The organism is Kocuria sp. CPCC 205263, from assembly GCF_040981075.1.
Taxonomy (GTDB): Bacteria; Actinomycetota; Actinomycetes; order Actinomycetales; family Micrococcaceae; genus Kocuria; species Kocuria rosea.
Window position 1 is genome coordinate 46,151 of record NZ_JAVKPV010000006.1, and the last position, 18,260, is coordinate 64,410.

General features: G+C 73.3%; 17 protein-coding genes. 8 read left to right on the forward strand and 9 right to left on the reverse strand.

The window, feature by feature from the left end; all coding sequences use genetic code 11:
• The first annotated feature begins 20 nt into the window (after positions 1–20).
• Both RF647_RS10905 and RF647_RS10910 read left to right on the forward strand, forming a co-directional pair.
• A complete protein-coding gene (locus RF647_RS10905; protein ID WP_368811710.1) occupies positions 21–980 on the forward strand; it encodes a helix-turn-helix domain-containing protein in 960 nt (319 codons plus the stop codon).
• Between the two features lie 5 nt (positions 981–985).
• Positions 986–1,960, forward strand: coding sequence for a helix-turn-helix transcriptional regulator (locus RF647_RS10910; protein ID WP_368811712.1), 975 nt, complete (start codon positions 986–988; stop codon positions 1,958–1,960).
• Here RF647_RS10910 and RF647_RS10915 read toward each other — a convergent pair.
• Positions 1,957–2,652: an SCO1664 family protein gene (locus tag RF647_RS10915; RefSeq protein WP_368811713.1), complete on the reverse strand. Its 696-nt coding sequence runs from the start codon at positions 2,650–2,652 to the stop codon at positions 1,957–1,959. The genes RF647_RS10910 and RF647_RS10915 overlap by 4 nt on opposite strands.
• Before the next feature lie 10 nt (positions 2,653–2,662).
• On the reverse strand, positions 2,663–3,307 hold the full coding sequence (locus tag RF647_RS10920; protein WP_368811714.1) for an MSMEG_4193 family putative phosphomutase: 645 nt from the start codon (positions 3,305–3,307) through the stop codon (positions 2,663–2,665).
• Between the two features lie 130 nt (positions 3,308–3,437).
• Here RF647_RS10920 and RF647_RS10925 point away from each other — a divergent pair, with 130 nt between their 5' ends.
• Positions 3,438–4,853, forward strand: coding sequence for a sigma 54-interacting transcriptional regulator (locus RF647_RS10925; protein ID WP_368811715.1), 1,416 nt, complete (start codon positions 3,438–3,440; stop codon positions 4,851–4,853).
• Between the two features lie 70 nt (positions 4,854–4,923).
• A complete protein-coding gene (locus RF647_RS10930; protein WP_368811716.1) occupies positions 4,924–6,912 on the forward strand; it encodes a VWA domain-containing protein in 1,989 nt (662 codons plus the stop codon).
• A 21-nt stretch (positions 6,913–6,933) separates the two neighbouring features.
• On the opposite strand, the gene RF647_RS10935 is transcribed toward RF647_RS10930, so the two are convergent.
• Positions 6,934–8,043: a DUF808 domain-containing protein gene (locus RF647_RS10935; RefSeq protein WP_368811717.1), complete on the reverse strand. Its 1,110-nt coding sequence runs from the start codon at positions 8,041–8,043 to the stop codon at positions 6,934–6,936.
• 254 nt (positions 8,044–8,297) lie between these two features.
• On the opposite strand from RF647_RS10935, the gene RF647_RS10940 reads away from it, so the two are divergent.
• On the forward strand, positions 8,298–9,017 hold the full coding sequence (locus tag RF647_RS10940; RefSeq protein ID WP_368811718.1) for an alpha/beta hydrolase: 720 nt from the start codon (positions 8,298–8,300) through the stop codon (positions 9,015–9,017).
• Between the two features lie 117 nt (positions 9,018–9,134).
• Here RF647_RS10940 and RF647_RS10945 read toward each other — a convergent pair whose 3' ends face one another.
• Positions 9,135–9,869: a gamma-glutamyl-gamma-aminobutyrate hydrolase family protein gene (locus tag RF647_RS10945; protein WP_368811719.1), complete on the reverse strand. Its 735-nt coding sequence runs from the start codon at positions 9,867–9,869 to the stop codon at positions 9,135–9,137.
• 501 nt (positions 9,870–10,370) lie between these two features.
• The gene (locus RF647_RS10950; protein WP_368811720.1) at positions 10,371–11,408 is read right to left on the reverse strand and encodes an alcohol dehydrogenase catalytic domain-containing protein; all 1,038 of its coding nucleotides are present in this window, start codon (positions 11,406–11,408) and stop codon (positions 10,371–10,373) included.
• 285 nt (positions 11,409–11,693) lie between these two features.
• Between RF647_RS10950 and RF647_RS10955 the strand changes: the two genes are divergently transcribed.
• Positions 11,694–12,152 carry a hypothetical protein gene (locus RF647_RS10955; protein WP_368811721.1) on the forward strand — a complete coding sequence of 153 codons (459 nt, stop codon included), beginning with the start codon at positions 11,694–11,696 and terminating at the stop codon, positions 12,150–12,152.
• A gap of 149 nt (positions 12,153–12,301) precedes the next feature.
• On the opposite strand, the gene RF647_RS10960 is transcribed toward RF647_RS10955, so the two are convergent.
• The 3 genes from RF647_RS10960 to RF647_RS10970 form a co-directional block, all read right to left on the reverse strand.
• A complete protein-coding gene (locus tag RF647_RS10960; protein ID WP_368811722.1) occupies positions 12,302–13,015 on the reverse strand; it encodes a sulfite exporter TauE/SafE family protein in 714 nt (237 codons plus the stop codon).
• A 192-nt stretch (positions 13,016–13,207) separates the two neighbouring features.
• Positions 13,208–14,512 (reverse strand): Nramp family divalent metal transporter, encoded by a 1,305-nt coding sequence (locus RF647_RS10965; protein ID WP_368811723.1) that lies wholly within the window; start codon positions 14,510–14,512, stop codon positions 13,208–13,210.
• A 38-nt stretch (positions 14,513–14,550) separates the two neighbouring features.
• The gene (locus RF647_RS10970) at positions 14,551–15,519 is read right to left on the reverse strand and encodes a dihydrodipicolinate synthase family protein (RefSeq protein WP_368811724.1); all 969 of its coding nucleotides are present in this window, start codon (positions 15,517–15,519) and stop codon (positions 14,551–14,553) included.
• A gap of 188 nt (positions 15,520–15,707) precedes the next feature.
• Here RF647_RS10970 and RF647_RS10975 point away from each other — a divergent pair, with 188 nt between their 5' ends.
• Positions 15,708–16,742 (forward strand): LacI family DNA-binding transcriptional regulator, encoded by a 1,035-nt coding sequence (locus tag RF647_RS10975; RefSeq protein WP_368811725.1) that lies wholly within the window; start codon positions 15,708–15,710, stop codon positions 16,740–16,742.
• A 66-nt stretch (positions 16,743–16,808) separates the two neighbouring features.
• Entirely contained in the window at positions 16,809–17,015 is a 207-nt protein-coding gene (locus tag RF647_RS10980; protein WP_017835038.1) for a tautomerase family protein, read from the forward strand.
• Positions 17,016–17,207: 192 nt separating this feature from the next.
• Here RF647_RS10980 and RF647_RS10985 read toward each other — a convergent pair whose 3' ends face one another.
• The gene (locus RF647_RS10985; protein WP_368811726.1) at positions 17,208–18,155 is read right to left on the reverse strand and encodes a helix-turn-helix transcriptional regulator; all 948 of its coding nucleotides are present in this window, start codon (positions 18,153–18,155) and stop codon (positions 17,208–17,210) included.
• Positions 18,156–18,260: the final 105 nt, after the last annotated feature.

Genomic DNA, 18,260 nt, shown 5'->3' on the forward strand with positions numbered 1-18,260 from the left:
TCGGGCGTAGCCTGCGGACCATGGACTCCCAGGTGCAGCGGGCCGTGTTCAGCACCCGCGACCCGGCCGAGGGCGTCGCGGTGCTCGACGAGGTCTTCGCCATCCGGGGCGTGCGCCGGTCCCCGGACGGCGGCTTCGACATGACCCTGGCCTCGACCGGGATCGACTTCGTCGCCTACGAGCGCGTCCGGCTGAAGGGCTCCTCGTGCACCGGCCGCACGGACGGCGCCGGCGTGCTGCGGGTGTGCCACGTGACGGCGGGCGTGCTGAGCGCCACCAGCGCCGGCGACCGCTTCCCCCGCACCGGGCCCTTCCTGTTCCCGCAGCGCACCTTCACCAGCTGGTGGGACGAGCTCGAGGCGACCACCGTGTCCCTGGACCCCGCCGCGGTGGAAGACCACGCCCGGCGGCTGCTGGGGAACGAGGGCTTCCGGCTGCAGTTCACGGGGACCCGCCCGGTGTCGCCGGCCATGACCCAGTACTGGCGCGGGACGGTCTCCCACTTCGCCCGCGACCTCCTGCCCGACTCCCGGGCGATGAGCAGCCCCCTGATCCGCTCCGAGGCCGCCCGTTCCCTCGCCACCGTCCTGCTGCACACCTTTCCCGGGAGCTTCCTGGACCGCGGCGGGACGGCCACCGGGCAGACCCGCCCGGCTCCGGCCGGAGTGCGGCGGGCGGTGGCCTTCATCGAGGAGCACGTGGCCGCGGACGTCGGATCGGCCGACATTGCCGCCGCCGCCAGGATGAGCGTGCGCGGTCTCCAGGTGGCCTTCCGCCGGGAGCTGGACACCACCCCGATGGCCTACCTGCGCGCCGCCCGGCTCGACGCCGTCCACCGGGAGCTGCTGGCCGCCGACCCCACGACCGGCTCGACCGTGGAGGCGGTGGCCGCGCGCTGGGGCTTCGGCCACCGCGGCCGCTTCGCCGCCGCCTACCGGGACCGGCACGGCCAGGCCCCCGCCACCACCCTGCGGAGCTGACCGGGATGCCCCAGGAGACGGAGCGGGCGCCGTGGACGCCGATCCGCCTGCACATGGCGACCACCGACCCGGAGGTGGCCAACGAGGCGCTGCAGCAGATCTACACCAGTGCGCGCATGGGCACGGTCGCCGACGAGTCGTCCTTCCTGTACCGCCAGGACGTGCTGGGCGACGCCGACCTCCAACTGGGCCGGCTCACCTTCCGCGGCAGCATCGCCGGCCGGATGGTGCTCGACGACATGTTCTCGGTCGTCGTGCCCCGCGCCGGGGGCGTCGACTGGAGCATCGACGGCCGGACGGGCAGCGGTCTCGGGGTGTTCCTGCTGCAGCCGGGCCAGGAGTACTGCGGCGAGGTGGACCAGCTGCTGGTCGACTCGGTCACCATCGACCGGTCCACGCTGCGGGAGACCGCCCGGACGGTCCACGGGGACGAGACCCGCGAGGTCGCCTTCCACGGCCCGCGCCCGCGCTCCCCCGCCCGGGAGAGGCACTGGAGGAGCACCTTCGCGTTCGTGCAGCAGGTCCTGGCCGACCCCGAGGTCGCCTCCCTCCCCCTGCTGCGCGCGGATCTGCGGCGGCGGATGTCGGTGGCGACCCTGGAGGCGTTCGCCGTCGCCGGGGAGCCCGTGGCCCGGCGCGCGTCGGCCGCCGGGCAGCAGGCGGCCTACCGGGACGCGGTCGAGTTCCTGCACGCCGCCGCGTCCTCGCCGATCACAGTCGAGGACGTCGCCCGCCACGCGGGGGTGAGCATCGTGGAGCTCGTCCGGGCCTTCCGCTCCCACGCCGGGACCACGCCGGGGGCCTATCTGCGCGAGCTGCGCCTGGTGGCCGCCCACGACGACCTGGTGCAGGGCGATCCGGCCCGCGGCGACACCGTGCGCGGCATCGCCCGGCGCTGGGGCATGACCCACCCCGGAGACTTCGCGCGCCGCCACCGGCAGGCCTACGGCGAGAACCCGGCCACCACCCTGCGCCGTTAGAGCAGCGGCCAGGGGATCCGGCGGCCGGTGACGTCGACCGGCAGGACCGCCTCGTCGAGGAGCCGGCGCACCCGCCGCCGCAGCGCCGCCACCTCCGTGGCGTCGAGGAGCTCGGCGAGCTCGGCGGGGACGTCGTCGGCCAGCGGGGCGATGTCCTGGAGCAGGTCCTCGGGCACGGGCTCGCCGGAGAAGTCCCAGACGACGGTCCGCAGCTTGAACGCCGCCGCGAAGCACAGACCGTGGTCGATCCCCCAGATCCGGCCGTCGGCGCCCCGCAGCACGTGTCCGCCCTTGCGGTCGGCGTTGTTGGCCACGAGGTCGAACAGCGCGATCCGGCGCAGGGCGTCGTGGGTGTCGGGGGCGGCGTCGTAGAGGGTGAAGTAGTGCTGCCGCGGGTCGTGCTCCACGAACCGCTGCAGGGACCCCGTGCCGAACGGCCCGTCCTGGCGCAGGACGGTGGGCGGGACGATGCCCCAGCCCAGGAACTCGCTCAGCACGTACGCGGCGCGCTCCCGCCGGTGCAGGCCGGGGCGGAAGTCGAGCAGCGGCCGCTCGCCCTCGAGGGGCTTGTAGATCCCCCAGACCGTCTCCTCCTCGAGCGTGACCTCGACGAGCAGCGCCGAGTTGCTGCTCTCCCGGATCAGTCCGAGGAGCTCCATCCGGCCCTCCGCCAGGAGCACGAGCTCGCCCATCAGCGTCCGCTCACGACACCCTCAGGCCGGCCAGCGGCTCGTCCGTGGAGTTCACCGTGAGCACGGCCGGCGCCTGCCCCGGCGGGTACGAGATCGCCGAGACGGAGCACGGGCTGACCACGATGCGCTGGAAGAGGTCCAGGTGCGTGCCCAGGGCGTGGGCGAGGGCCGCCTTGATGGGGTCGGCGTGCGAGAAGCAGACCACCACCCCGCCCTCGTGGGCGGCGCGCACCCGGTCCACGGCGCCCACGGTGCGCGCCTGCATCTCGGGGAAGCTCTCGCCGCCGGGGAAGCGGAAGGTCGAGGGCGCCCGCTGGACGGTCGACCACGCCTTGAGCCGGGAGAGGCGGGAGAGCTCCTCGCCCGTCCACTCCCCGAAGTCGCACTCGAGCAGCCCCGGCTCCACGACGGCCTCCCGGCCGGTCCGGGCCGCGGTCGGCGCCGCGGTCTCGCGCGTGCGCTCGAGCGGTGAGGTGTACACGGCGTCGACGCGCACGCCCGCGAGCCGCTCCGCCACCCGGTCCGCCTGGGCCCGGCCGCGCTCGGACAGGTGCAGGCCGGGGGCCCTCCCCGGCAGGACCTTGCCCGTGGTGGGGGTCTCCCCGTGCCGCACGAGCAGGACGAGGGTGCTCCGTGGTGCCTTGCGAGTGACCATGATGCACCAGCGTACTGGCGGGGGCCCCGGGTCCACAGGGGCCCCGCGCCCGTCGTCGTCGGGCGCCGCCTGCGACGACGCCGGACCCGGCCCGCGGGCCCCCCCTTGACGCCGGGGTTAGGTTGGCGCTGTGACTGATCGCACCGATCACCCTGACATCCGCACGCTCGGCGAGCTCCGCGCCGCCGGCGTGACCCACCGGACGCTGCGCGAGGAGATCCGCGAGAACCTCCTGCGCACGCTGGCCGAGGGCGGTGACCCCTGGCCGGGCCTGCACGGGCTCGGGCGCACGGTCCTGCCGCAGCTCGAGCGGGCCCTGCTCGCCGGCCACGACGTGGTGCTGCTGGGCGAGCGCGGCCAGGGCAAGACCCGCCTGCTGCGCACCCTCGCCGGCCTGCTCGACGAGTGGTCCCCCGCCATCGAGGGGTCGGAGCTCAACGAGCACCCCCTGGAGCCGCTGACCGAGGCGTCGCGGCGCCGGATCCTGCTCGAGGGCGACGAGCTGCCCGTGGTCTGGCGGCACCGGTCGGAGCGCTACGTCGAGAAGCTCGCCACCCCGGACACGTCCGTGGCGGACCTCATCGGGGACGTGGACCCGATGCGCGTGGCCGAGGGCCGGCGGCTCGGGGACCCGGAGACCATCCACTACGGGCTCGTGCCCCGCTCGCACCGCGGGATCGTGGCGATCAACGAGCTGCCCGACCTGGCCGAGCGCATCCAGGTGGCCATGCTCAACGTGATGGAGGAGCGGGACATCCAGATCCGCGGCTACGTCCTGCGGTTGCCGCTGGACGTGCTCGTGGTGGCCACGGCCAACCCCGAGGACTACACGAACCGCGGCCGGATCATCACGCCGCTCAAGGACCGGTTCGGCGCCGAGATCCGCACCCACTACCCGCTCGAGCTGGAGGACGAGATCGCCGTGATCCGCCAGGAGGCCGAGCTGATCGCCGAGGTCCCGGACACGATCCTGGAGACCCTGGCCCGGTTCACCCGCCTGCTGCGGGAGTCCTCCGCGGTGGACCAGCGCTCGGGGGTGTCGGCGCGCTTCGCCATCGCGGGCGCGGAGACGGTCGCGGCCGCCGCGCTGCGCCGCGCCACGATCCGCGGCGAGGCGGAGGCGGTCGCGCGGATGGTGGACATGGAGACGGCCACCGACGTCCTGGCCGGCAAGATCGAGTTCGAGTCCGGCGAGGAGGGCCGCGAGCGCGCGATCCTCGACCACCTGCTCCGCCGGGCCACCGCCGAGACCGTCCGCGGCCGCTTCCGCGGACTCGACCTCGGGCCGGTCGTGGAGGCCTTCGACGGCGGCACGACCGTGTCCACCGGCGACGACGTCTCCGCCCAGGACTTCCTCGCCGGGCTCCCCGAGCTGACGGCCTCCGACGACGACGGGGCCGCGACCGCCTACGACGAGATCGCCGCACGCCTCGGCGCGAGCACGCCGGGCCAGCGCGCCAGCGCGATCGAGCTGGCGCTGGAGGGGCTCTACCTCGCCCAGAAGATCTCCAAGGACGCCGACGAGGCCGGCACCGTCTACGGCTGACCGCACGGCCGGCACCAGGACCCGCACCGGGTTCCGCACCGGGACACAGAGAAGACACAGAGGGGGCGTCATGCCCGCACACCACCGGTCCTCGAGGTACGGCCGGTACACCGGAGGACCCGATCCGCTGGCCCCGCCGGTGGACCTCTCCGAGGCGCTCGAGGCCGTCTCCGAGGACGTCATGGCCGGGTACTCGCCGGAGCACGCGCTGCGCGAGTTCCTCCGGCGGGGCGGCCGCGGCCGCGACGGCCTGGACGACCTGTCCCGGCGCGTGCAGCAGCGCCGGCGCGAGCTGCTGAAGCGCCACGGCCTGGGCGGCACGCTCGAGGAGGCGAAGAAGCTCCTGGACAAGGCGCTGCGCCTGGAGCGCGAGCAGTTCCTGCGGGACGCCCGGATGGACCCGATGGACCGCTCCTTCCGGGAGATGCAGCTCGACGGCCTGCCGAGCTCCACGGCCGCCGCCGCCAGCGAGCTCGCGTCCTACGACTGGCAGTCCGAGTCCGCCCGGGAGGCCTACGAGCAGATCAAGGACCTCCTCGGCCGCGAGCTGCTCGACCAGCGCTTCGCCGGGATGAAGCAGGCCCTGGAGAACGCCACGGACGCCGACCGGGAGGCCGTGGCCGAGATGCTCCGGGACCTCAACGAGCTGCTCGAGAAGCACGGGCGGGGCGAGGACACCGAGGAGGACTTCCAGGACTTCATGGCGAAGCACGGGGACCACTTCCCCGAGAACCCGCAGTCGGTCGACGAGCTGATCGACGCCCTGGCCCAGCGCGCGGCGGCGGCCCAGCGGATGCTCAACTCCATGTCCCCCGAGCAGCGCCAGGAGCTGATGCAGCTCTCCGCCCAGGCGTTCGGCTCCCCCGAGCTGATGGACCAGCTCGGCCGGCTCGACGCGAACCTGCAGGGGCTGCGCCCCGGCGAGGACTGGGGCGGGTCGGAGGGCTTCGAGGGTCAGGACGGCCTGGGCCTCGGCGACGGGACGGGCGTGCTCCAGGACATCGCCGAGCTCGACTCCCTCGCCGAGCAGCTGGCGCAGCACCACCGGGGCGCCAACCTGGACGACATGGACCTCGACGCGCTCGCACGGCAGCTGGGCGAGGACGCCGCGGTCTCGGCCCGGACCCTCACCGAGCTGGAGCGGGCGATGCGGGACAGCGGCTACCTGCAGCGCGGCGCCGACGGGGACCTGCGGCTCTCGCCCCGCGCCGTGCGCCGGATCGGGAAGGCGCTGATGCGGGACGCCGCGCAGAACCTGTCCTCCCGGACCGGTCAGCGCGACACCCGCCTCGCCGGTGCGGCCGGCGAGCCCTCCGGCGCCACCCGGGAGTGGCAGTTCGGGGACGCCGAGCCGTGGGACACCACCCGCACCATCACCAACGCGATCCGGCGCACGGCCGCCGAGGGCGGCGACGTCCGGCGCGGGCTGCGCCTCGACGTCCGCGACATCGAGGTCGCCGAGACCGAGGCGCGCACGCAGGCCGCCGTCGTCCTCCTCGTGGACACCTCGTTCTCCATGGCCGCCGAGGGGCGCTGGGTGCCCATGAAGCGCACGGCGCTCGCGCTCCACCACCTCGTCTCCACCCGGTTCCGGGGGGACCAGCTGCAGATCGTCGCGTTCGGCCGCTACGCCCGCGCCCTGCCGGTCGACGAGCTCACGGGGCTGCCGCCCGTGCGGGAGCAGGGCACCAACCTGCACCACGCGCTGCTGCTCGCCACGCGCTTCTTCCGCAAGCACCCCTCGATGCAGCCCGTCCTGCTCGTGGTCACCGACGGGGAGCCCACGGCGCACCTGCTGCCCGACGGCGAGAGCTGGTTCTCCTGGCCCACGGAGCCGGAGACCCTGCGCGCCACGGTCGAGGAGCTCGACCGGCTGGGACGCATGGGGGCCCAGGCGACGTTCTTCCGGCTCGGCGACGACCCGGGGCTGGAGCGGTTCCTGCGGCGGATGGCCGAGCGGATCGACGGGCGCGTGGTGGCGCCGGACCCGGGGGACCTGGGCTCCGCCGTCCTGGACGAGTACCTCAACGCCCGCGCCGGGGACCCCGACGACCTCTGAGCGGACTCCCGGCGCGCCCGGTCAGCGGGCCGCGGTGGAGCCCCCGTCGGCCGGCGGGGTGGGGTCAGACGGGCCGGACGGTCCCGCGCCCTCCTCGCCCGAGGACGACGCCGCGGAGGACGCCGCCGAGGAGTGCTTCCCTTGGTGCTCGTCCTGCGCCTCGTGGGCGCCGTGAGCGGCGTGCTCGGCCTCGTGCTCGCCCTTTCCGAAGGGCAGCAGCTCCCAGACCAGCACCAGGACGGCGCCCCAGGCCAGGCCCAGGACGGCGGAGAAAAAGGTGTTCGTGAGCCAGGCGAGCGCCGCGCCGAGACCGCCGGGGACGGCGTCGTGCACGAGCACCTCCACGTGGTGGACGGCCGCGTACGGGGCGTGCCAGCCCAGGTCGTCGAGGCCGACGAGGACGATGTGCCCGCCCACCCAGATCATGGCGGCGGTGCCCACGACCGAGATGACCGTGAGCAGCCCGGGCATGCCCTTCACCAGGCCGTGGCCGATCTTCTGCGTGGTCGGGGAGGACCGTCCAGCCAGGTGCAGGCCGAAGTCGTCCATCCGGATGATCAGCGCCACCACCCCGTAGACCAGGACGGTGATGCCGATGGCCACGACCACCAGGATGGCGGCCCGCGAGAGCAGGGGCTCGCCGGCCACCTCGTTGAGGGAGATGACCATGATCTCGGCCGAGAGGATCAGGTCGGTGCGCACCGCGCCCCCGACCATCGTGTCCTCCGCGTCCTTGCCCTTCTCGACCACGGGGGTCCTGGTCTTGGCCCCGTGGCCCGAGATCTTCGACCAGATCTTCTCGGCCCCCTCGAAGCACAGGTAGCTGCCGCCGAGCATGAGGATCGGGGTGAGCAGCCACGGCGCGAACTGGCTCAGCAGCAGGATGACCGGGAGGATGAAGATCAGCTTGTTGCGCAGCGAGCCCTTGGTGATGCGCCAGATGATGGGCAGCTCGCGGGCCGGGGAGACGTCCTGGACGTACTGCGGGGTCACGGCGGTGTCGTCGACGACGACGCCGGCGGCCTTCATGCTCGCCCGGCCCGCCGCCGCGCCGATGTCGTCCACGGAGGCGGCGGTGACGCGGGCCAGGGCGGCGACGTCGTCCAGCAGGGCCATCAGACCGCCGCTCATCGGAGGACCTCCGGCGCGGTCTCAACAGGGGCGGGCGGAGCCGCGGTGGTGATCAGCATGATGACAGAGTAGGGCCTCCGACGCCCGGATGCTCCCGCCCGGGACGAACGGGCACCGATGTCCTGCCGTTCCGCGGAGTCGGTGCTGTTGCGCCCGGCGCCGGGGCCGCTCCGGCGCCGGACCGTCCACCACCGCTCAGGAAGCACCCGGCCAGGAAACACTGACCCGGAAGCACCGACCAGGAGGCACCCCGCATGGACCCCGTTCACCCTGCCGCCGGACCGGCGGGGGCGCGACCGCCCGCGCCGTCGCCCGCTCCGCACGTGGTCGTCCTCCCCGGCGGCGGGTATGCGCGGCACGCGGACCACGAGGGCGAGCCGGTGGCCGAGTGGCTTCGCGGCCTCGGCCTCTCCGCCGGCGTCCTCCGCTATCCCGTGCACGCCAGGCACCCCGTCCCCGTGGACGCGGTGCGCGCCGAGGTGCGCCGGGTCAGGGCGGCCGGGGCCGGGCGGGTCGTCCTGCTGGGCTTCTCCGCCGGCGGGCACCTGGCCGGGCACGCCGCGCTCACCGCACCGGCCTCGGGGCCCGAGCGGGTCGACGCCGTGATCCTCGGCTACCCGGTGGTGTCCATGCAGCTCGACACGCACCGGGGGTCGCAGGAGGAGCTCCTGGGCCCGGGGCCCTCCGCCGAGGTGCGGGCGGCCACATCCCTCGACCGGCTGGTGACCCGGGCCGCGCCGCCCTTCTTCGTGTGGCACACCGCCGACGACGCGTCCGTGCCGGTGCAGCACTCCTACCTGCTGGCCCAGGCGCTGGCGTGCCGGGGCGTGCCCCACGCCCTCCACGTCTTTCCCCGCGGACCGCACGGTCTCGGGCTGGCCGGCGGCACCGGTGCGCCCGCGGCCTGGCCGGCGCTGTGCGCCGCGTGGCTGGCCGGCCTGGCGGAGGACGTCACGCCGCCCGCCGTCCGGTGAGGACCGCCGGTCGACGACGCACCCTCGAGCAGGCCCACCCGCCCGGGGTCCGGCCGCCGCCCCTCCGGTCCGCGCCGCGGCGTGGTGCTCCGCGGCGCGGACCGGTGACGGACCGGCTCACGCGGCCAGCACTCGCGACCTGGGGATGCGGCGCCCGGACCCGGCCTGCTCCACGAACGCGGAGAACAGCCGCCCCCGGTCCGCGGCCGAGCCGTGGGAGTCCTCCGGGTGCCACTGCACCCCGACGGCCCAGGTGCGGTCCAGGTGCTCCGTCGCCTCGACCACGCCGTCCTCGGCCACGGCGGTGACGCGCAGCTCGGGGGCCACGACCCCCAGGGCCTGGTGGTGGTCCGACCGGACGGTGAGCCGCCGGGCGCCGAAGACGGCGGCCAGCCTGCTCCCGGGCTCCAGGACGACCTCCTCCTCCGGGCACACCGGGTCCCCCGGCGCACCGCGGTGTCCGTGGCCGATGCCGAGATCGGGGACGAGAGTTCCCCCGCAGGCCAGGTTGAGCAGCTGGGCCCCCCGTCCGATCGCCAGCAGCGGGGCGTCGCGGTCGAGGCTCTGCTCGAGGAGGTCCGCGGTGTAGAGGTCGGCGCGCCGGTCGACCCCGTACCCGTTGGGCACGGGTCCGCCCGCCCCGTAGAGGGCAGGGTCGACGTCCCCTCCTCCGAGCACCAGCACCGCGTCCGCGGAGGCGGTGACGGCGGGGTCGGGCAGCTCCCGGGCACTGGAGTCGACCAGGATCGGCCGGGCTCCGGTGTTGACCAGGCACTGCAGCGCGGTGCGGGTGCGGCGGCGCATCAGGTCCCGGGTCTGCGGGGTGCGGCCCGGGAAGTTCAGTGACACCACGGTCGCCACGGTGGGCGCTTTGGCACGGAGGCTCCACAGTCCTACGGGAGTCACCTCGTGCGCATTCAGATGAACGGCCTGTCGGTTCATGCTGTCATCTCCTGTTCGATCATGAGGTCCTCGCTCCGTGCCGGGTGGCGGGCGCACGCGGCGCCGGCGGGCCGGCCGGGGGAGGAGTTCAGGCCCGAAGCGTTTTCGGGGGCACCTGGTGAGTTGTTGCGGAGCTGGACGGTGGCGGTGGAGCCGACCGGGATGGGAGCGGCGGACACCGGGGTGAACGGCGGTCGCCCTTCACGCGATGCACCGGGGAAGTTCGCGTCCCCCGAGTGGTGCAGATCACTCTGCCCGAGGCGGAAGGGGGTGCGCCCCTCTTTTCCGGAAGAACATTGCCGATTCTTCACGATCGACGAAAATCGGCTGTCAGGATGCGGGGACGGGGCCCGGGCAGCGGCGGGTGGTCCCCGGCGCCGGGGTCGGTCCGCTCGCCGCCTCCGAGCGGGTCTACAGCGCGGGATCGATCATCGTCATGCCGGCGACCGTCGCGGTGTCGAACACCGGCAGCAGCTCCGCCGCCTCGTCGAGTCCGATGGTGCGCTCGATGAGCTTCTGCGGCTGCAGTGCGCCCTGTTCGATGAGCGCCATCATGGCCGGATAGTCGGCCGCGGCCATGCCGTGGCTGCCGAGCAGGTCCAGCTCCCAGCCGATGACCCGCGCCATCGGCACGCGCGGGTGGCCCTCGACCGGCGGCAGCAGGCCTATCTGGACGTGCCGCCCCCGCCGGCGCAGGCTGAGGACCGCATCGGCGCAGGTCTGCTCGCTGCCCACGGCGTCGACGGCGACGTGTCCGCCCCCGCCGGTGAGGGCGGCGACCGCCGCGGGGACGTCGCTCCCGTCCGCGCGCAGCGTGTGCTCCGCGCCGAGCTCGCGGGCGAGGGCGAGCGCCTCCGGGTTGCGGTCGACCGCGATCACGCGTCCGCCCAGTGCCCGGGCGATCATCACCGCGCTGAGCCCCACCCCGCCGGCTCCGACCACGGTGACCCACTCCCCCTCGGCGAGGCGCGCCCGGTCGGCTAGGGCCCGGTACGCCGTGGCGAACCGGCACCCCAGCGCGGCCGCGGTGGCGAGGTCGACGTGCTCGGGGACGGCCACGAGGTTCGTGTCGGCCCCGTGCAGGGCGACGTACTCGGCGAAGGACCCCCAGTGGGTGAACCCCGGTTGCTGCTGATCGGGGCAGACCTGCGCGTTGCCGGAGCGGCACCACTCGCAGCGGCCGCAGCCGCAGACGAAGGGGACGGTCACCCGGTCCCCGGTGCTCCACCGGCGCACGCCCGCACCCACCGCGACGACCACCCCGGCCAGCTCGTGCCCGGGGACGTGGGGCAGCGCGATCTCGTCGTGCCCGACCCAGGCGTGCCAGTCGCTGCGGCACAGGCCCGTGGCCTCGACCCGGACGACCACCCCGTCGGGCGGTGCCGTGGGCTCGGCGACGTCACGGACCTCCGGCCGGCCCCGGACAGCATCGATCACCACTGCGCGCATGCCCCCACTCTCCCACGCCCGTGCGGCACGGCAGGGGTGTGAGCAAGGAGACAGCGCTCCTCGATGCGTCACTCGGCGCCGTGGTGGTAGACCGGTCGTTGGAGACACCGTGTGCTGTCGGTGCGGCGCGGCCTGCTGGGGCATCCTGTCTCCTGCCGGGCCCGGGTGCCGTGCCCACGCGGCGCACGCGCGCCCGTGACAGCGATCCCGGCTCCGCCCGGGGAGCTCGCCGACGCTCTCCCCGCTGTTCGCCTTCCCCATCAGCCCGTGCCCGGAGGAGCCCCGTTGAGTGTGAAGCAGTTCTTGGACGAGTACGGCCGGAGCCGGGTCGTCTCCCCCTCGGTACGGGTCTTCGCCGACGTGGCGGGTACCCCGCGCACCCCGGCCCCGGCGTGGTGGAACCATCCGGTGACGATCATGTTCGTCGCGGTGATCGGCGCGGCCCTCTCCTTCACCACCCCCGGCCTGCCGGCGCTGTCGGGACTCCTGGTCGCGATCTCCGGCGTGGCCCTGGCGTCCCTGGCCGAGCTCGACCGTGGACGGTGGTCCGCCAGTCGCGCGCGCGCCGTCGAGGAGTTGGTGTGGATCGCCGATCAGTGCGGGTACCGCGTGGACACCGCCGATGGAGCCCTGCGGTGGAGGAACGACGACCGGAGCATGGTCGCCCGGCTCGGTCACCGCGGTGGCGGGTGGGACCTGCTCCTGCTCGACGTCGAGGCCCCGGCTCTCGGGAGCGACCGCTGACGAAGGTCTTCTCCCGCCCCGTCCTCTGATCGTCGCCTCGCGCCGGGCGGCATCGGTGCCCGTCCGCGGCCCGGCCGCCCGTTGCACGCAGCACGGGCACGATGTCGGTCACCGAGGCCCCCGGGGCGGAGCAGTGGGCGCTCCAGGCGCTACAGGGAGTTCCACAGCACGAGAGCCGCGCCCAGCGTGGAGACCGACAGCGCCACGCGGCGCACTCGTTGCCGGTCCAGGCGCTTGTTGACCAGCCCGGACAGGGCGAATCCCAGGATCATCGCCGGGGTGAGGATCGCGGCGAACTGCAGGATGTGCTGATCCAGGGCTCCGACCGCGGCGAGGCCGACCAGGGACATGAGGGCTCCCACGAGGAAGAAGGCGCTCATGGTGCCGCGCAGCTGTGCGGTGGAGGAGCCCTGCCACACCAGCGCCATGGGCGGGCCCCCGATGGCCGTGGCGGTCCCGAGCGCCCCGGAGGCCGCCCCGGCGACGGCGACGGTGACGGGACGGGGCGCGGGGCGCCAACCGCAGATGCTCAGCAGGACACCCAGCAGCACCGTGCCGGCCAGCGTCAACGCCAGCCCGCGGGCGGGTAGGAAGGCCACCAGGGCAGCACCGATCACCGTGCCGGGGACCCGTCCGAGCAGGGCCCACCCTGTCCCGGACAGGTCGATGGCCGTGCGGTCCCGGAGCACCCCGAGCACGGTGACGCCGGCTGCAAGCAGCACGATGGACCCCGGCAGCAGCGAGGGATCGACCAGAGCGATCGCCGGGGCCGCCAGCATCCCCAGTCCGAATCCGATCGCCCCCTGCAGGCAGGCCGCCAGGACGATCACCACGGCGATGATGACGAGCTCCACACCACTCATGTCTGCACCTTCCTACGGTTCGGGGCTGGTCGGTCGGATCTTCCCGGGTGGAACAAGGCCATCACGGCCAACCATGCATCCACCGGGGCCTTGCACGGCGATCATCCCCAGCCGGGTAGAACCGATGGCACAGGGCGGGAACCACTGGTGTGGTTCCCGCCCTGTGCGTTCCGTGTGGGCTGGAGGTGCGGCTCAGCCGATCAGCGTGGTGAGGAGCCGGTAGCAGGTGGCCAGGATCGCGGCCAGGCCGAGCAGGCCCAGGGCGGTCTGCCACCAGCGGTTGGCGTAGCGGCCCATCACGTCGCGGCGGGTGGCCATGATCAGCAGCAGGACGCCCAGCAGCGGGGCGACGATCACGGTCAGCGCCTGGGCGGTGATGATCAGCTGGATCGGGGAGCCCTGGGCGAGCAGGGTCACGGCCAGGCCGAAGGCCAGGACCACGCAGATCATGGCCTTCACCCGGTGGCGGTCCAGTTTGTTGCCCCAGCCCAGCGTGTCCGAGATGAGGGTGCCTCCGGCGGTGGCGTTGGCGATCATCGAGGAGAACGCCGCCCCGGTGAACCCGAGGCCGAAGACGGTCGTGCCGATCGGCCCGGCCAACGGCTCCAGGACCTTGGACAGGTCCCCCAGGGTGGCGGCGGTGCCGCCGGTGGCCTGCAGGGCGGTGGCCGCGACCACGATGACCAGGATGGTCATGATGCCCGGGGCGACGATGCCGGGGATGGTGTCGGCCAGAGTGGTGGCCTTGTACTGCTCGGGGCGCAGGCCCCGTTCCCTCGAGGCGTAGCCGGTGTAGAAGGCGGCGTTGATCGAGAAGTTGGTGCCGACCAGGGCCACCAGCAGCATCCCGGCTCCGGGGGGCAGGGACGGGATGAATCCGTCGGACACCTCGACCCAGTCGGGCTGGGTGAGCAGCGCCGAGGCGAGGAACCCGGCGGCCATCAGGGCGATGATCGCGAGCAGTCCCCGTTCGAAGAGCTTGTAGTAGTTCGGTGCCCAGGCCACCACGCCCACGAGCACGGTGCAGGCCAGGGTCCACAGGGTCGGGGAGCCGCCGAAGACCATGGACATCCCCAGCCCGGAGCCCACCGCGTTGCCCACGGAGAACATGAGGGTGATCAAGAAGACCCCGGTGCCGGCGGCCACCCCGGTGATCTTGCCGAGGTGCATCTTGATCATCTGGATCAGGGAGCGGTCGGAGGCCAGGGCGATCCGCACGCTCATGTCGGTGAAGCCGAGCATCAGGAGGGTGGAGACGGCGATGACCCAGATCAGGTCGTAGCCGTGGAGGCTGCCGGCCTGGACTGCCGAGGTCAGGTTGCCCGGGCCGAACTGCCAGGCCCCGACGATGAACCCCGGGCCCATCAGGGCCAGCGCGCCCAGCAGCCGGGATCGGCGGTTGGGTCGGGCGGGGGGTTCAGTGCCGAGTGCGGGGGTCTCGGAGTCGGTCACCTCGTGAGTGGCCGAGTGCGCGGACTTCTTGGATCGAGCAGTCATGCTGGTCATCGTCGTTCTCCACCGTCCTGGTTGGGAAGTCACACCACGCTGGTGGCCTGGAAACCGCGGGTCGTCGTGTACTGGGCTTTGTCACCGATGAGCCCGGCGGAGGTCAGGGCGGCGGAGATCTCCTCGCGCGCGCCCTCGGCCAGGGGCAGCAGCGGCGGGCGGACCACGGCGTTGGGCAGCACTCCGCGCTCGACCAGGCCCATCTTCAGCGCCACGGTGCCCTCCATGTGGGAACCGCGGTGGTAGACGGCCTTGGTGACCGGCAGCAGCTTGTCGTGCAGCGCCCGGGCGGCGGCGTAGTCCTTGGCCTTGCCCGCGGCGATCAGCTCGATCAGCGGCTCGGGGGCGAGTCCGCCGTAGCCGACCAGGGCGCCGTCGACGTCGAACATGGTGTGCAGCAGGTACTCGTCGTGGCAGGTGAGGATCTGCAGCTCCGGGTTCTCCTTGCGCAGCACGGGGATCTCGGTGTCCCAGCGGCGCATGTTGCGCACCCCGTTCTTGGTGGCGAAGACCCCGGGCTGTGCGGCGATCTCGAGCTGGGTCCTGAGGTTGTAGGTGGCCTTGGTGGCGTCGGGGTACTGGAAGAGGATCAGCGGCAGGTCGGACTCCTCGTGGACGATCCGGTAGCGCTGCTGCGGGGCGCCGTCCTGGTAGCCGAAGCGCAGCCAGCCGTGGGAGGGGTAGACCAGTCCGGCCTTGGCTCCGGCCTCGGCGGCCCGGGCGGCCTCGAGACCGGCGACCTTGTCGCCCTCGCCGGTGATGCCGGCGATGATCGGCACCTCGCCGGCGGCGTCGACCATGGTGCGGATGACGTCGACCTGCTCCTCGGCGGTGAGGTAGGTGCCCTCACCGGCGTGACCGAGGCAGACCAGGCCCTTCACGCCCGGCACGGAGGCGAGCCAGCGGGTCAGGTTCGCCACGGCGTCGTGGTCGACCTCCATGTCGGCGGTGAACGGGGTGACGGGGGCGGGAACGAGACCGCGGAGATCGAGAGACATTCGAAGTTCCTCCTGGGTTGAGAACGTTTGCGGGAACGTTTTCAACTATGATGTGACTCATGACACCTGTCAACACCTCCGCCGAAACTTTCTGTGACCCAGCTCATGGGACCCCACCGCTCGGACCCGCCTCAGGGCCTGTCCCGGCAAGGGCTTTGGTATCGTCCGAGCCATGGACCAGGACGGGCATGGCTGAGCAGGCGGGCTCACGCACCGTGACGATCCGTGACGTCGCCCGGGTCGCCGGGGTGAGCATCTCCACGGTCTCGAGAGTGCTCGACGACCGCCACCCGCCCTCGAAGTCCCCTTCGGCCGAACGCGTCCGGGCTGCCGCGGCCGAGCTGGGCTACCGCCCCGATGCCTACGCCTCCGGGTTGCGCCGCCAGCACACCGGCACCGTCGGGGTCCTGGTGCCGCGGCTGTCGGACACGGTGATGGCGGTGTTCTTCGAGGAGGTCGCCCGGGCGTGCGCGCGTCAGGCCGGTTTCGCCATGGTGGCCACCACCGAGGACCGGCCCGAGGCCGAGAAGGCCACCGTGGAGACCCTGCTGCGCCAGCGCGTGGACGGGCTGATCCTGACCACCGCCCGCCTGGAGGACCCCGTCGCCGCCCAGCTGCGGGCGCAGGGGGTGCCGCACGTCCTGGCGCTGCGCACCGATCACATCAGTCCCTCGGCCACCGGTGACGACGAGCTCGGCGGGTACCTGGCCACCCGTCATCTGCTGGATCTGGGCCACCGGGACATCGCCCTGGTCGCCGGGCCCTCCTACGCCTCCACCGCCGTGGCCCGGCAGGCCGGCTACCGCCGCGCCATGTCCGAGGCCGGCCTGACCGAGGTCGACCACCTCGTCCACGAGTCGACCTTCGGCATGGACTCCGGGGAGACCGTCGCCCGGGCCGTCCTGGCCGGCGCGCACCGGCCCACCGCGATCTTCGCCGTCAACGACAACACCGCCATCGGCGTGCTGGCAGCCGCCCAGGCCGCCGGACTGTCCGTGCCCGGCGATCTGTCGGTGGTCGGCTACAACGACATCCCCGTCTCGGCCCGCCTGCCCGTGGCCCTGACCACCGTGCGGGTGCCCTTCGACCAGATCGCCGCCAACGCCGTGGAGCTGCTCACCCAGCAGCGCACCGGCGCCCTCGGCGAGCCGCGCCGAGTGGTCACCCCCACTCTCATTCCGCGCCAGTCCACCGCTCGGCCCCCTGCCGCACGCACTGCCTGAGGCCGCACCGGCCGGCAGCACGACCTACCACCGCCGGCTCTCGGGAGCCTGCAGAACGGAGACAGCATGCCCATCGTCACCATCAACATGGTTGCGGGTCGAGACCGCGCCGTGGTCCAGGACTGCCTGCGCGAGGTCGCCAGGACGGTCTCGCGCACCCTCGACGCCCCGCTGTCCTCCGTCCGGGTGCTGGTCAACGAGGTCGACCCGGAACTGTGGACGGTCGGGACCACCCTCAAGAGCGACGAGCGCCCCTCCGCCCCTGCGTCCTGAGCCGCAGCTGACGTCCCTCGTGCAGTGCTCGCACTGGCGAATCATCTCGCCGATGGTGGCCGGGCATGATCCCACGGCACCGCCCGTGGACGTCAGCTTCGGTCACGAGCCCGCCCGCGTTCTCGTGACCTCGCGGCACGGCGCCTCTAAGCCGGGACGCCGGGCGCGGACCCATCGTTCCGACGGCGGCCCTCAGCGGTCCAGGGTGCGGCTCGGTGTCGTCCCGTAGACCTGCCGGTAGTACTGCGCGAAGCGTCCCGCATGGGTGAAGCCCCATCGGGCCGCGATCCCCTTCACGGTGTCCCCGCGAGCCGGGTCGCCGTCCTGCAGGTCCCGGTGGGCGGCGTCCATCCGCGTCCGGCGCAGGTACTGGGCCGGGGTCAGTCCCAGGGGATGGTTGGCCCGGAACGCTCGCACCAGGACCTTCGTGGTGGTCCGGGCGGCGCGGGCGGCGTCCTCCACGGTGATCGGGTCCGAGGCGTGGTCGTCGAAGAACTGCGCCGCGATCCGGTAGCGGCGGGACTGGGCCTCCATGGACAGGTACCGCTCCTCCCGGTCCCCGAGCAGCGGGAAGCACTCCAGCAGGCCCACGGCCAGGTGGCGGGTCAGGTCGGCGCGCACCATGGGCTCCTCGAAGACCGTCGACCCCAGCATGTCGGCACCACGGCGCACCAGGCCCGACCAGTACTCGCCGAGCCGGTCGCTGATCGGGGCGGACGAGCTGAATTCCACCGGGGTCTCGTGGCCGTAGACGGTGTCGGCCGTGGCCTGCACCAGGTCCACCGGCAGGTGCGCCATGGTCACGGCGACGTCCTGCGCCACCACCAGGGACGGGTGCTCGGGGCGGAACAGCACCGATGAGCCCGCAGCCGCAGCGCCGATCTCCGCACGGATCTGCCAGTCGTACCGGACCCCTCGCACGTGGGCCACCGTGAAGACCTCGGTGTCCCCCCACAGGGACATCGTTCCGCCCACGTGCACCGCCGACATGGCGACCTGGCCGTCCCCGGCCCTCGACAGCCGGTAGGAAAACCCCGGATCGGTGGAGCTGTAGCCGAATCGCATGCCGGTCCGCTCGCCGAGCGCGGGCAGCACCTCGGGATCCAGGATCGTGAGCTCGTGGCGGAACACCTCACCCATGAGTCAGCACCGCCTCCCGCCCAGGGCCCACCCCACGGGGACTCTGCTCCGAAGGACCATTCTCCAGATCTGCCGGAGGGCCCGCACCATTGTGACCCGACACTT